This window comes from Microbacterium sp. MPR-TSA4 (genome assembly GCF_058792815.1).
Map to the genome: position 1 here is coordinate 1,611 of NZ_JBXAFF010000007.1, position 12,539 is coordinate 14,149.

The 12,539-nt window shown below is 71.6% G+C and carries 13 protein-coding genes and 1 pseudogene; 6 read left to right on the forward strand and 8 right to left on the reverse strand.

What is annotated here, in order from left to right:
* The first annotated feature begins 143 nt into the window (after positions 1 to 143).
* Both AC1Q49_RS05355 and AC1Q49_RS05360 read left to right on the forward strand, forming a co-directional pair.
* The gene (locus AC1Q49_RS05355) at positions 144 to 1,181 is read left to right on the forward strand and encodes an HAD-IIA family hydrolase (protein WP_492491150.1); all 1,038 of its coding nucleotides are present in this window, start codon (positions 144 to 146) and stop codon (positions 1,179 to 1,181) included.
* 97 nt (positions 1,182 to 1,278) lie between these two features.
* Positions 1,279 to 1,488 carry a hypothetical protein gene (locus AC1Q49_RS05360; protein ID WP_060959125.1) on the forward strand — a complete coding sequence of 70 codons (210 nt, stop codon included), beginning with the start codon at positions 1,279 to 1,281 and terminating at the stop codon, positions 1,486 to 1,488.
* 18 nt (positions 1,489 to 1,506) lie between these two features.
* Here AC1Q49_RS05360 and AC1Q49_RS05365 read toward each other — a convergent pair whose 3' ends face one another.
* The 6 genes from AC1Q49_RS05365 to AC1Q49_RS05390 are packed head-to-tail and all read right to left on the reverse strand — an operon-like array spanning position 1,507 to position 6,666.
* Positions 1,507 to 1,863 carry a hypothetical protein gene (locus AC1Q49_RS05365; RefSeq protein WP_492491151.1) on the reverse strand — a complete coding sequence of 119 codons (357 nt, stop codon included), beginning with the start codon at positions 1,861 to 1,863 and terminating at the stop codon, positions 1,507 to 1,509.
* 47 nt (positions 1,864 to 1,910) lie between these two features.
* Positions 1,911 to 2,780 carry a siderophore-interacting protein gene (locus tag AC1Q49_RS05370; RefSeq protein ID WP_492491152.1) on the reverse strand — a complete coding sequence of 290 codons (870 nt, stop codon included), beginning with the start codon at positions 2,778 to 2,780 and terminating at the stop codon, positions 1,911 to 1,913.
* Positions 2,777 to 3,610, reverse strand: a complete 834-nt coding sequence (locus AC1Q49_RS05375) for an ABC transporter ATP-binding protein (RefSeq protein ID WP_492491153.1) — start codon at positions 3,608 to 3,610, stop codon at positions 2,777 to 2,779. The genes AC1Q49_RS05370 and AC1Q49_RS05375 overlap by 4 nt, the downstream gene beginning before the upstream one ends.
* The gene (locus AC1Q49_RS05380; RefSeq protein ID WP_492491154.1) at positions 3,603 to 4,685 is read right to left on the reverse strand and encodes a FecCD family ABC transporter permease; all 1,083 of its coding nucleotides are present in this window, start codon (positions 4,683 to 4,685) and stop codon (positions 3,603 to 3,605) included. The genes AC1Q49_RS05375 and AC1Q49_RS05380 overlap by 8 nt, the downstream gene beginning before the upstream one ends.
* A complete protein-coding gene (locus AC1Q49_RS05385) occupies positions 4,682 to 5,743 on the reverse strand; it encodes an iron chelate uptake ABC transporter family permease subunit (protein ID WP_492491155.1) in 1,062 nt (353 codons plus the stop codon). The genes AC1Q49_RS05380 and AC1Q49_RS05385 overlap by 4 nt, the downstream gene beginning before the upstream one ends.
* On the reverse strand, positions 5,740 to 6,666 hold the full coding sequence (locus tag AC1Q49_RS05390) for an ABC transporter substrate-binding protein (RefSeq protein ID WP_492491156.1): 927 nt from the start codon (positions 6,664 to 6,666) through the stop codon (positions 5,740 to 5,742). The genes AC1Q49_RS05385 and AC1Q49_RS05390 overlap by 4 nt, the downstream gene beginning before the upstream one ends.
* A gap of 123 nt (positions 6,667 to 6,789) precedes the next feature.
* Here AC1Q49_RS05390 and AC1Q49_RS05395 point away from each other — a divergent pair, with 123 nt between their 5' ends.
* Positions 6,790 to 7,476, forward strand: coding sequence for an alpha/beta fold hydrolase (locus AC1Q49_RS05395; RefSeq protein WP_060959131.1), 687 nt, complete (start codon positions 6,790 to 6,792; stop codon positions 7,474 to 7,476).
* Positions 7,477 to 7,498: 22 nt separating this feature from the next.
* On the opposite strand, the gene AC1Q49_RS05400 is transcribed toward AC1Q49_RS05395, so the two are convergent.
* Positions 7,499 to 8,047: a type 1 glutamine amidotransferase domain-containing protein gene (locus AC1Q49_RS05400; RefSeq protein ID WP_101306048.1), complete on the reverse strand. Its 549-nt coding sequence runs from the start codon at positions 8,045 to 8,047 to the stop codon at positions 7,499 to 7,501.
* 65 nt (positions 8,048 to 8,112) lie between these two features.
* On the opposite strand from AC1Q49_RS05400, the gene AC1Q49_RS05405 reads away from it, so the two are divergent.
* On the forward strand, positions 8,113 to 8,259 hold the full coding sequence (locus AC1Q49_RS05405; RefSeq protein WP_492491157.1) for a hypothetical protein: 147 nt from the start codon (positions 8,113 to 8,115) through the stop codon (positions 8,257 to 8,259).
* A gap of 8 nt (positions 8,260 to 8,267) precedes the next feature.
* Here the strand turns inward: AC1Q49_RS05405 and AC1Q49_RS05410 are convergent.
* Positions 8,268 to 9,745 (reverse strand): annotated as a pseudogene (locus tag AC1Q49_RS05410) (DHA2 family efflux MFS transporter permease subunit).
* Between the two features lie 159 nt (positions 9,746 to 9,904).
* Between AC1Q49_RS05410 and AC1Q49_RS05415 the strand changes: the two are divergent.
* Together AC1Q49_RS05415 and AC1Q49_RS05420 are read left to right on the forward strand one after the other, a co-directional pair.
* A complete protein-coding gene (locus AC1Q49_RS05415; RefSeq protein ID WP_060959134.1) occupies positions 9,905 to 10,558 on the forward strand; it encodes a DUF1345 domain-containing protein in 654 nt (217 codons plus the stop codon).
* Between the two features lie 50 nt (positions 10,559 to 10,608).
* Positions 10,609 to 12,537, forward strand: coding sequence for an ABC transporter ATP-binding protein (locus AC1Q49_RS05420; protein ID WP_492491176.1), 1,929 nt, complete (start codon positions 10,609 to 10,611; stop codon positions 12,535 to 12,537).
* The last annotated feature ends 2 nt before the right edge of the window (positions 12,538 to 12,539 follow it).

Consider the following 12,539-nt stretch of genomic DNA (forward strand, 5'->3'; position numbering starts at 1 on the left):
GTCGACGATTCCGACGTCGACGATTCCGACGTCGACGATTCCGACGTCGACGATTCCGACGTCGACGATTCCGACGTCGACGATTCCGACGTCATCGACGCCGTCGACCCGGATGCGACGTCTGCAGAGGCGGCCGACGACTGATGGCGCTGTTCTCGAAGCGCACGCCGTCCACGCCCCTGGACGGCGTGGACGCCGTGCTGGCCGATCTCGACGGCGTGGTGTACGCCGGTCCGGGTGCGCTTCCGTACGCCGTGGACAGCCTCAATGCCGCCGGTGCGTCGCGACGGCTCGGGTACATCACCAACAACGCGTCTCGTCGCGACGCGGTCGTCGCCGAACACCTGCGTGAGCTGGGTCTGACGTCGACGCGCGCCGAAGACGTCGTCACCAGCCCGCAGGCGGCGATGCGGCTGCTGCGCGAACGCGTCGCCCCGGGTGCGACGATCCTCATCGTCGGCGGCGACGGGCTCGTCTTCGAGACGGAGAAGGCCGGATACGTCGTCACACGCAGCGCGGAGGACGCACCTGCCGCGGTCGTGCAGGGGTTCGCCCCCCACGTGGGGTGGGAGCAGCTGGCGGAGGCCGCGTACGCGCTGGCGACGCCCGAGGATGCCGGCGGCATCCCCTGGATCGCCACGAACACGGACTGGACCATCCCTCAGGCGCGGGGCATCGCGCCGGGGAACGGGACGCTCGTCTCGGCGGTTCACACGGCGGTGGGCCGACTCGCCGTCGTCGCCGGAAAGCCGGAGCGCGCGATCTTCGATGAGGCCGTCGCGCGATTCGGCGCGCAGAAGGCGCTGTTCATCGGCGACCGGCTCGACACCGACATCGCCGGCGCCCAGGCGGCCGGTCTCGACTCGGTGCTGGTGCTGACGGGTATCGATCGTCCCAAGCACGTGCTCGCGGCGCCGGCCACCTCGCGCCCCACCTACATCCTCGGCGACCTGCGCGAACTCCACGAGGAGTACCCGGAGACGATCGTGCGCGGCGACACGACGGCCGTGCGCGACGCCGCCGTGCGGATCGACGGGGCGGACATCCACATCGTGTCGGAAGGATCGCGACCGATCGACCTCGTCCGCGCCGGCGCGGCGGCGATCTGGGCGTCCGGGCGTGCGATCTACGGATTCCGCGTGCCGGAGCGGCTGTACGCCGATCCCTTCCACCGTCCCTGAGGAGATCTGCGCGCTGCCGGCGTCGAGGTTGTCAACCCCTGGGGGATGAGTGCCGACCGGGCCTAGCCTGGGGGCATTCGTCGATCGAGGAGGACCTATGTCCGGAGTGAAGTTCTGGCTGACCGTCGTGATCGCCGGCGGTGCCGGCTATGTGCTCGGCGCGCGTGCCGGACGAGCGCGCTATCGCGAGATCAGTGCCGCTGCGAAGCACCTGTGGGACGACCCGTCGCTGAAGAAGGCTCGCGCACGCTCCCGCAAGGTCGTCGACAAGGCAGCCAAGAAGGCGGCGAAGAAGCTGGGCGCCTGAGCGCAGACGCGCGGTGCCTCACTGCCAGCCGAAGGTGTTGAACCACTCGGCGCGGCCGGCGGATTCGCGCTGATCATCGGTGCCGCGGAACCGGTCGTGCGGCGCGCGCCGGCCCGCCACGAGCGGCACGAACCCGTCGCACTCGGGGCACCGCGAGCGTCCCTCGGGAAAGCCCGCGGCCGCCGCCTCGTCCGGCATCTGCGGTGCGGGCACGCCGGCGAGGCCCGAGCCCGGGCACGCCGGCGCGTCCGCCTGCGCGTCGGACCACATCTGCGACGTCCCGACCCGATTGTGCAGCCCCGCGTGACCGGTCGGTCGCGTGCACAACGCCGTGCCGCGCCGACTGCGGCACCACCGTGCCGTGGGAAAGCTCACGCGCCCAGCATAGGCACCCCGTGGCGGCGCGGCGCCGCGGCATCCGCTCAGCCGACGAGCGGACCGCCCTGCTTCCAGTACCCGAGGAACGAGATCTGGGTCGGTGCCATGCCCGCCGTCGCGGTGAGGTGCCGGCGGATGCGGGCGACCGCCGCGGTCTCGCCGGCGATCCATACGTAACCGCCGTCGTCCGCGCCGCCGAACGCGGCGGACTCGGCATCCGCCCATTCGCGCACGAGCCCCTCGAGCGCGCCGCCCGTCACCGCGGCCGGCACGGAGCGCGCCAGCGTCGTGCTCGCCCTCAGGTCGTCGTCGAGGAGATCGGCGGCATCCGCGACGTCGGCCAGCACCTCGATGCTCACCTCCGGCGGCTGCGCGCGCACGATGTTCCTGATCGCCGGTACGGCCGACTCGTCGCCGACCAGCAGGAGCCGGGACGGGGGGACCGGGGGAGTGAAGTGGATGCCGTACCCGGTGTAGCCGCAGCGCGCATCCGGACCCGTGACGATGAGCTCGTCTCCGGGGCGGCACGTCCGCGCCCAGTGCGACGCCGGTCCCGCCGGCTGGTGGAGGAAGACGTCGACGTCGATCTCGCCGTCCTCCGGCCGGATCGCCGACGGCGTGTACGTGCGCAGCGGATTGCGGCGCTCCTCGGGAAGGGACTTCCACCGGGTGTACCAGTCGCGAGGATGCGGTGTGGGCTCCCGGGTGAGACCGACGTCGACGAACCCGATGCCCGCCAGGGGCAGTACCAGCTTGATGCGCTGGTCGAGTCCCCACGGGGCGAAGTGCCGCACCGCCGCGCCGGAGAGCGTGACGCGCCGGAAGTTCGGGGACACGTCACGCACGCGTGCCACGGTCACCGGGAAGGCGCTGTACTCCCACGGACGCTCGTCGCCGCCGTTCGAACGGCTCATTGCGCCTCCGCTCCGGTGTGCCGACCGCCCAATGGCACGACGAGAGGCCCGCCCGTGACCGGATCGGGGATCACGACGTTGGGAAGATCGAAGATCTCCTCCACCCGTTCGGTCGTGATCACGTCGGCGGGCGCGCCCTCCGCCACGATCCGTCCCCGCTTCATCGCGATGACGTGGTCGGCATAGCGAGCGGCATGATTGAGGTCGTGCAGCACGGCGACGATCGTGCGGCCCGCCCGGTTGAGCGCGGAGAACAACTCCATGAGCTCGATCTGGTGCGCGATGTCGAGGAACGTCGTCGGCTCGTCGAGCAGCAGCAAATCGGTCTGCTGCGCGAGGACCATCGCCACCCATACGCGTTGACGCTGGCCGCCGGAGAGCTCCTCGACGCGACGCCCCGACAGCGCGTCGACACCCGTCTCCGTCATCGCCTCGCGGATCGCGTCCTCGTCGGCCTCCGTCCACTGGCGCCACAGCCCGAGGTGCGGGTAGCGACCGCGCCCCACGAGATCGGCGACGGTGATCCCCTCGGGCGCCGACGCGGTCTGCGGCAGAAGGCCGAGGCGGCGCGCCACCTCCTTCACGGGCAGACGGCAGATGTCGGTGCCGTCGAGCACCACGGCGCCCGCCGAGGGGCGCAGCAGACGCGACAGCCCCCGCAGCAGCGTCGACTTGCCGCAGGCGTTCGGTCCGATGATGACGGTGAACGAGCCGTCCGGAATGCGGGTGGTCAGCGCGCTGAGGATCGGCGCACCGTCGTAGCCGAGAGAGATCGTCTCGGCGGACAGGCGCGGCGGGGTGCGCGGGGCGAGGGCGGCGGGGTCAGACACGGCGGCGGATCTCCTGGACGAGGGTGAAGACGAGGTAGAGGCCGCCGACGGACACCGTGACGACGCCCGCGGGGAACGCGACGGGCAGCGCGTGCTGGGCGATCATGTCCGATGCCAGCAGCAGCGCGGCGCCGACGAAGGCGGACAGGGTGAGAGACAGGAACGGCGTGCGCGCCAGGCGTCGCGCGATCTGGGGCGCCGCGAGCGCGATGAACGCGATCGGACCGATGACGGCCGTCGCGATCGACACCAGCAGGACGCCGATCAGGAGGGCGCCGCGTCGGGCCCGCATCGGACGTGCGCCGGTGGTGACGGCGACGTCGTCGCCGAGATCCAGCTGCCGCAGTCGCGGCGCGAGAGCACCGAGGGCGATCAGCAGCGGGATGCCGCACAGCGCCGCGCCCGCCACCGCGGCGCCCGTCACGCCGTTGAGCGTGCCGGCGCCCCACGCGGAGGCGAACATCGCGGTCTCGAGCTCGACCTGCAGCAGCATCCAGGTGTTCGCCGAGGCCAGCATGGCCGCGACGCCGATGCCGATCACGATGAGTCCGAACCCCTGCTGCCGCACGCGGCCCCCCAACACGGCGATGGCGGCGGCCGTGACCAGTCCGCCGGCGACGGCGCCGGCCGTCAGCGCCGGCCACGAGGTGGAGACGAAGACGACCGTGAGCAGCATCCCGGTGAAGGCGCCGTTCGACAGGCCGAGGATGTCGGGACTGGCGAGCGGGTTGCCGGTGACGGTCTGGAACAGGGCGCCGGCGACGGCGAGATACGCGCCGAGGAGGATGGCCGCCAGCGTGCGCGGCAGGCGCCATTCGAACACGACGGTGCGATCGAGAGGGAGGCCGCCGCCGCCGATGACGTCCACGACGGCCGCGGGCGACAGCGGGTACGAGCCGAGGCCGAGGGCGACGACCGCCGCGGCGACGATGACGACGCCGAGTCCGGCCGCGACCACGACACTGCGCAGCCGCAGGTGACGTCGGCGCGCGCCCCGGCCGATCGCGAGCCGGCGATAGCCCCGGTCGATGGTCGCCGTCGCCGCGTCGCGGGGTCGCGCCCTGCCGACGCTCACAGCGCCGTCGCCCGTCGTCGGCGCGCCAGGGCGATCAGCACCGGGGCGCCCACGAACGCCGTGACGACGCCCACCGGGATCTCCGCCGGTGCGATCAGCACGCGGCCCAGCACGTCGGAGAGCAGGATGAGCGTGGGCGCCAGAGCGATCGATGCGAGCAGGATGCGCCTCTGGTCTACGCCGAACATCCAGCGTGCGACGTGCGGCACCATGAGGCCGACGAACGAGACCGGGCCGGCGATCGCCGTGGCGGTGCCCGCGAGCACCGTGACCGCGGCGACCACTCCCACGCGGATGCCGCCTACGTGTGCCCCCTGCGCGCGAGCGACGTCGTCGCCGAGCGCGAGGGCGTTCAACCCCCGCGCGAGGGCGAGCGCGGCGACGGCCGCGACCGCGACGAAGGGCAGGACCGGTCCCAGGACCTCGAAGCCGCGCCCGAGCAACGATCCGGCATGCCACGCCCTCATGCGATCGAAGGCGTCGGGATCGCTCAGGGTCATCCCGGTCGTCGCGCCCGCGAAGACGGCTCCGAGTGCGACTCCCGCCAGCGTGAGCCGCAGGGGGTCGGCGGGGCCGCGGCCGGACGATCCGATGACGGTCACGCCCACGGTGACGACCAGGGCGCCCGCGAACGACAGCCAGACGAGGACGGACATGTCGCGCAGCCCGAACACGGCGATCCCGATCGCGACCGCGAAGGCCGCCCCGGCGTTGACTCCGAGGATGCCGGGATCGGCGAGGGGATTGCGGGTGAACCCCTGGATGAGCGCGCCCGCCGCGCCGAGCGCGACGCCCACAACGAGGCCGGCGACGGTGCGGGGCACCCGTAGCTCGGCGACGACGTAGCGGATGTCGGGAGAGCCGCCGCCGCTCAGGACGGCCAGCACGTCCCGCGCGCCGATCGGGTTGGATCCGATCATGAGCGACAGCGTCACCGCGACGGCGAGCATCACCGCGATCGCGACGACGGCGAGTGCCCGGACCGCGCCGCGACGGGCGTCGGGCAGGGCCGGGGGGAGCGCGGCGGCCCGCGCCCCCCGATCGGCAGCGACCGTCACCGCGCGGAGAGGAAGCGCTCGATGTCGTCGAGCACCCGCATCCCGCCCTTGGGGCCGACGCCGGACACCCAGTAGCTCGTGTCGACGAGGGTGACCGATCCGAAGGCGTCGGCGTTCTGGGTCATCGCCGCCGGAACGGTGCTCGGGTCGTCGACGTCCGTCGTCGTCACGAACACGTAGTCCGCGGCGGCACTGCGCACGTTCTCCGGGGAGATGTCCGCCTGGATGCCGTCCTTCCAGTCCTGGGCCGGGATGGTCAGGCCCACGCACTCGAGCGCGCTGCCGGCGAACGAGGTGGGGCCGTACAGGCTGAGCGTCGTCTCGTCGCGGGGCCGGATCATGTTCGCCGTCTTGCCGTCCAGGGCGAAGTCGTCCTTGATGGCGGCGCAGCGGTCGGTGAACGCCGTCAGCAGCTCCTGGGTCTTCGCCGCCCTGCCCAGCGCGTCGCCGACGAGCAGCGCGTTCTGCTGCCACGGGTCGGACTGCGACGCCATGAACACCGTGGGGGCGATGGCGCTGAGCTGGTCGTAGAGCTTCGAGTGGCGTGACTCGGTGCCCAGGATGAGATCGGGGCGGAGCGCCGCGATGGCCTCGAGATCCGGTTCCGGGACGGTGCCGACCGGGGAGACGCCCTCGACGTCGAGGTAGGCGGGCACACCGGCGACGTTGCTCGCGACGGCGGCCCCCACCGGCGTGACGCCGAGCGCGACGGCGGTGTCGAGCTCGACCGGCTCGAGCACCACGACCCGCTGCGGATCGTTCGGCACCTCGGTGGTTCCGCGGGCATGCGACACCGCGCGCGTTCCGCTCGCCGACGGCGAGGAGCCCGGCGTCGTGCCCGTCGCCGCGCACCCGGCGAGGGCGAGCGCGGTCACCACGGCGGCGGCGAGCAGAGGCAGGGATCGTCGAGTGTGGGGGCGCATGGGGGCATCGCTTTCGTCCGGCCGCACCCGCACGCAGCGGGACGGTGAGTAGGTATGGCTTACCTAACTATGGACAGACGCGGATGCCGTGCGCAAACTCGGTGCGCTCTAGGATGGGGGATCGTGACCGAGAACCAGCGACAGACTTTCGACGCCGACGTTCGCGATATCGGCTATCTCGACGAGGGTGCCGGCCCGGCCATCGTCCTGCTTCCGGAGGCCGGGCTCGACTTCGCCTACTTCGGCGCGCTCGCCAGCATCCTGGTCGAAGAGGACTTCCGGGTCGTCCGCGTGGCGGCCCGCCGCTCGGGCGCGGCGACGATGCACGACCTCGCCGCCGACGTCATCGACGTCCTCGACCATCTGCAGATCTCGGAGGCGTGGATCGGCGGTCACGGTTTCGGCGGCGCCGTCGCCCGCACGATCGCGATCGACCACCATGACCGCGTCAACGGCGTGCTGCTGCTCGGCGTCGCGAGCTCTGCCCCCGCCGGTGACGACTTCGACGCGGAGCTGCGTGCGGTCTTCGGCGACTCGTTCTCGCCGCAGGCCGATGTGCGCGCGCTGCAGGCCGCCGCGCTGGCCGCCACGGATGCCGCGGCATGGCAGCCCGTCGCCGAGGCGACGCCCGTGCTCGTCATCCAGGGCGGCGGCGACCGGGTGAACCCCGCCGACGCGGGGGAGGCGCTGCGCGCGTCCGCGCCGGGGCTCGTGAGCGTCAAGGCGGTGGAGACCGCCGGGCACTTCTTCCCGCTCACTCACCCCGGCGAGACCTCGTGGTTCATCGAGGACTACCTGGACTGGGACTGAGGCGACCGATCCGCCCGGACCGTCACACGGTCTGGCCGGCGTGCGCGCCCTCGGCGATCTCCTCGACGACCTTCGCGTTGAAGGCGGGGAGGTCGTCCGGGGTGCGGCTCGACACGAGGCCCTCGTCGACGACGACCTCCTCGTCCACCCAGGTGGCGCCCGCGTTGACGAGATCGGTCTTCAGGCTGGGGTAGCTGGTGAGCGTGCGGCCGTCGACGACGTCCGCCTCGATGAGCAGCCAGGCGGCGTGGCAGATCGCGGCGACGGGCTTGTGCTGCGCGAAGAACTCGCGGGCGAGCGCCACGGAGGCCGCGTCCAGCCGCAGATCGTCCGCGTTGACGACGCCGCCCGGCAGCACGAGCGCGTCGTAGTCCGCGGCCTCCGCGGCGGAGGCGGCGACGTCGACGGCCTGTCGGTGTCCGTTCTTGCCTTCGATGCTGTCCGTCGCGGGGGAGATCAGCACCGCGGTGGCGCCCGCGGCGGTCACCGCGTCCCACGGCGATGTCAGCTCGCTGTCCTCGAATCCGTCGGTGGCCACGAAGGCCACGGTCTTCCCTGAGAGTGTGCTCATGCCCTCGACGTTACGGATGGCATCGGCACCGCGCCCGGGGGTTGACACGGACGTATCATCGACTCATGGCTACGTCGAACCTTCCCACCCCCCAGCTCGCCTCCTCGACGGAGGCATCGGAGCTGCCGGGCGTGAAGAACCTCTTGCCGCTGGTGGACGGCGGCATCGATGCCGGCGCGTGCTGCGGTGGAGGAACCTGCAGCATCGGCTGACCACCCGGTCAGTGGGCGGCGGGTCCGGCAGGTGTGTCGGCCGGCTTGCGGATGAGGAACGCGCTGATCAGCAGCGGTGTGCCGATCACGGCGGCGAGCAGGAACGCGGCGCGTGCGCCGGCCGCCCCGGCCGCGGCATCCGCCGCACCGGACGCCGAGGCCGCCGCAGACACGGACGACATCACCGAGATCAACAGGGCGATGCCGGCCGCGCCGGCCACCTGCTGCACCGTCGAGACCGTGGCGCTGCCGTACGAGTAGAACCTCGGCTCGAGCGAGCCCAGTGACGCCGTGAACAGCGGCGTGAACGACATCGCGAGACCCACCGACAGCAGGGTCTGCGTCACGACCAGCATCCACACCGGAGTGGACTCGGTGAGCATCGTGAAGCTCCACAGGATCGCCAGCACGACGATCGTGCCGGGAAGCAGGAGCACGCGCGTGCCCCACCGGTCGTAGATGCGTCCGATGACGGGACCGAGCAGCCCCATCGCGAGCGCGCCGGGGAGGACGACCAGGCCCGACACGCTGGCCGAGAGCCCGAGGGTGTTCTGCAGGTACAGCGGCAGCGCCGTGAGCGTGCCGAAGAACGCGAGGGACATCACCGCGAAGTGGGCGACGGACAGTGAGAAGTTGCCCGAGCGGAAGATCCGGAGGTCCAGCAGCGCGTCGTCCTTCTTCTGCAGGGTCACCTGACGCCAGAGGAAGAACCCGAGTGTCGTGACGCCGATCGCGAGGGCGACGACGAGGGTCACGGTGGCCGTCTCCGCGGCCGCGACGTCGGTGCCGTGGCCGCCGATCTGGCTCAATCCGAAGACGATCCCGCCGAAGCCGAGGGCGGAGAGGATCACCGAGGGGATGTCGATGGGGGCGTGCGAACGCTCGCCCAGGTTGTGGATCCACCGCACGCCGATGATCAGGGCGACGACGGAGATGGGCAGGACGATCGCGAAGATCCACCGCCACGTCAGGTTGTCGAGGATGACGCCCGCCATCGTCGGCCGATGGCCGGAGCGAGCGAGATGACCACGCTCACGCGCCCCATCATGCGCCCGCGCAGGTGCGGCGGGACGACGGTCATGAGCGTCGTCATCAGCAGCGGCATCATGATGGCCGTGCCGGAGGCCTGGACGACGCGACCGACGAGGAGCATCTCGAACCCCGGCGCCACGAGGGCGATCAGCGTGCCGGCCGAGAACAGGCCCATGGCCGTGCCGAACATGGCGCGGGTCGTGAACCGACGCAGGAGGAAGCCCGTCGTGGGGATCACGACGGCCATGGTCAGCATGAACGCGGTGGTCAGCCATTGCGCGGCGACCGCCGTGATCCCCAGGTCGCCGATCAGGTGCGGGATCGCCACGCCCATCGTGGTCTCGTTGAGGATCGCCACGAACGCCGCCGCGAGCAGCAGCCAGATGACGCGGTTCTCCTTCGCGCCGACGACGGCGGTCGTGTCCGGAAGGGAGTCGGTCTCTGGGGAGGTCATGAGGTTCCTCGAGTCATCGGGGCGGCGTACGGGACGCGGTGCACGGGGCGGAGGGAGCGGCGACGGGGCGCACGAAGGCGCGGCGTGCCCGGAAGCCGGGGACGACCATAACGGCCGGGTCTGACGTCGTATTCCCCCGCCGGGTGGGACGATCGCAGCATGGCACCCACGCGGCATCCCTCCCGCGTCGCCGTGCGCGGTCCTCTGTCCCTCGCGGTCGGAGCGGTCGTCGCGGCGACGGTCTCGGCGCTGGCCGGGGTTGCCGTGGGGCTGCTCGCCGGCTGGGCGGTCGTCGCCTCCGTCAACGTCGTCTGGCTGCTGTCGGTGGTGTGGCCCATGGATGCCGAGGCCACCCGGTCGCACACGAGCGCCGTCGACCCGGGGCGTCCCGTCGCCCGCCTCATCGCGCTCGTGGGCAGCGTGGCGAGTCTCGGCGGCGTCGTCGCCGTGCTCGTCGGCGGCGGTCATGGCAGTCGGCTGCACGCCTTCGTCGTGGCCGGCGTCGCGATCGCGGCGGTCGTGAGCTCCTGGGCGCTGATCCAGGTCGACTACATGCTGCGGTACGCGCGGGTGTACTACGGGCGGCTCGCCGCCGGGCAGCGCGCCGGGATCGACTTCAACCAGGACGAGGAGCCGATGTACTCGGACTTCGGCTACTTCGCCGTCGGCCTCGGCCTGACCTACCAGGTCTCCGACAACGACGTGTCGGCCAACGAGATCCGACGCATCGTGGTGGGGCAGACGCTCATCGCGTACCTGTTCGGAGCGGTCATCCTCGCCTCGGTCATCAATCTCGTGGCGGGACTCGGCTGACCGGCCACCCCCTTCCGGCGCGGGGTTAGAGTGACCCGGTGAGCATGGGGATGGGCGGGATGGGACCCGGCGGGCGCGCGGCGGCCTTCCGCGGCGTGGACGAGAGCGCCCAGCGGCGGCTGAACGCGCAGGCGCCGGAGGTCGCGGATCTCGGGGCCCGTGTGGTCGGCCTGTTCCGCCCGTATCGCGGACGCATCGTCCTGACCGCCGTGCTGGTGGTCGTCGGCGCGGCGATCGGCGTCGTGCCTCCGCTGATCGTGCAGAGCATCTTCGACGACGCCCTGTTCCCGACCGCCGGCGGTCCGCCCGACCTGGCGCTGCTGGTGCGCCTGGTGCTCACCATGATCGGGCTCTTCCTGTTCTCCGCCGTGCTCGGCGTCGCCCAGACCTGGCTGACCTCGACCGTCGGCAACCGCGTGACGGGCGACCTGCGCGTGCGGCTGTTCGACCACCTGCAGGCGATGGAGCTGGGCTTCTTCACCCGCACGAAGACGGGCGTCATCCAGTCTCGACTGCAGAATGACGTCGGCGGGGTGTCCGACGTGCTGACGAACACCGTCACGAGCATCCTCGGCAACACGGTGACGGTGATCTCGGCCCTGGTCGCGATGATCCTCATCGACTGGCGTCTGACGATCATCGCCGTGGTGATGATGCCGGCGCTCGTGCTGGTGCAGCGACGCGTCGGCCAGGTGCGGGCGCGCATCGCCGGACAGACGCAGGAGTCGCTGAGCGAGCTGACGAGCATCACGCAGGAGACGCTGTCGGTGAGCGGCATCCTTCTGTCGAAGGCGTTCAACCGGCAACGGGCCGAGTCGGAGCGTTATCGCGACGAGAACCGCAACCAGGTGCGCCTGCAGGTGCGTCGCGCCATGAGCGGCCAGGGGTTCTTCGCCGTCGTCCAGGTGATCATGGCGTCGGTGCCCGCCGTCATCTACCTCGTGTCGGGTTATCTCATCGCCGGCGGCACCGGGGCGATCACCGCGGGCACCGTCGTGGCGTTCACCACCGTGCAGGCGCGGCTGCTCCAGCCGCTCATGGGGCTGATGCGCGTGGCGCTGGACCTGCAGACGTCGCGCGCGCTGTTCGCGCGGATCTTCGAGTACCTCGACCTGACGCCCGCGATCGTCGACGCGCCCGACGCCATCGACGTCGCCGCGGCGCCCGGCCCGATCGGACGCGTCGAGTTCCGCGACGTGGTCTTCCGCTACCCGGATGCCGCGAGCGAGGGCCGCCCGACGCTGGACGGTGTCTCCTTCGTCGCCGAGCCCGGCCGGCACGTCGCCTTCGTCGGCCCGTCCGGCGCCGGCAAGACCACGATCATCTACCTCGCGCCGCGGCTGTACGAGGCCTCGTCGGGCGCGGTCCTGTTCGGCGGTGAGGACGTACGCTCCCTCACCCAGCAGTCGATCGTCGAGAACGTGGGGATCGTCTCACAGGAGACGTACCTGTTCCACGCCTCGATCGCGGAGAACCTGCGCTACGCGAAGCCGGACGCGACCGACGACGAACTCGTCGCCGCCTGCACCGCCGCCAACATCCATCACGCCATCGTGGGCTTCGAGCACGGGTACGACACGATCGTGGGCGAACGCGGCTATCGGCTCTCCGGCGGGGAGAAGCAGCGCATCGCGATCGCGCGCGTTCTCCTGAAGGACCCGCCCGTGCTGCTGCTCGACGAGGCGACCTCCGCCCTGGACACGGTGTCCGAACGCGTCGTCCAGGAGGCGTTGGACAACGTCGCTCGCGGACGGACCACGCTCTCGATCGCCCACCGGCTCTCGACGGTGGTCGGGGCGGACGTCATCCACGTCGTCGAGGCGGGACGCATCGTCGAGTCCGGCACCCATGCCGAGCTGCTGGCCCGCGGCGGACTCTACGCGGAACTGGCGGTCGAGCAGATGGCGGCCGCGACGATCGCGGGCATGGAGCTGCGGGCGGAGGAGCCCCGCCCGGACGTCTCCGCCCCGCGCGGGTGAGC

What these genes read in the sequence shown, in the direction of transcription:
- AC1Q49_RS05390 (WP_492491156.1), bottom strand. Translation starts at nt 6,666, where the DNA reads ATGCGCCCCCACACTCGACGATCCCTGCCTCTGCTCGCCGCCGCCGTG.
- AC1Q49_RS05420 (WP_492491176.1), top strand. Translation starts at nt 10,609, where the DNA reads ATGGGCGGGATGGGACCCGGCGGGCGCGCGGCGGCCTTCCGCGGCGTG.
- AC1Q49_RS05405 (WP_492491157.1), top strand. Translation starts at nt 8,113, where the DNA reads ATGGCTACGTCGAACCTTCCCACCCCCCAGCTCGCCTCCTCGACGGAG.
- AC1Q49_RS05370 (WP_492491152.1), bottom strand. Translation starts at nt 2,780, where the DNA reads ATGAGCCGTTCGAACGGCGGCGACGAGCGTCCGTGGGAGTACAGCGCC.
- AC1Q49_RS05415 (WP_060959134.1), top strand. Translation starts at nt 9,905, where the DNA reads ATGGCACCCACGCGGCATCCCTCCCGCGTCGCCGTGCGCGGTCCTCTG.
- AC1Q49_RS05360 (WP_060959125.1), top strand. Translation starts at nt 1,279, where the DNA reads ATGTCCGGAGTGAAGTTCTGGCTGACCGTCGTGATCGCCGGCGGTGCC.
- AC1Q49_RS05400 (WP_101306048.1), bottom strand. Translation starts at nt 8,047, where the DNA reads ATGAGCACACTCTCAGGGAAGACCGTGGCCTTCGTGGCCACCGACGGA.
- AC1Q49_RS05355 (WP_492491150.1), top strand. Translation starts at nt 144, where the DNA reads ATGGCGCTGTTCTCGAAGCGCACGCCGTCCACGCCCCTGGACGGCGTG.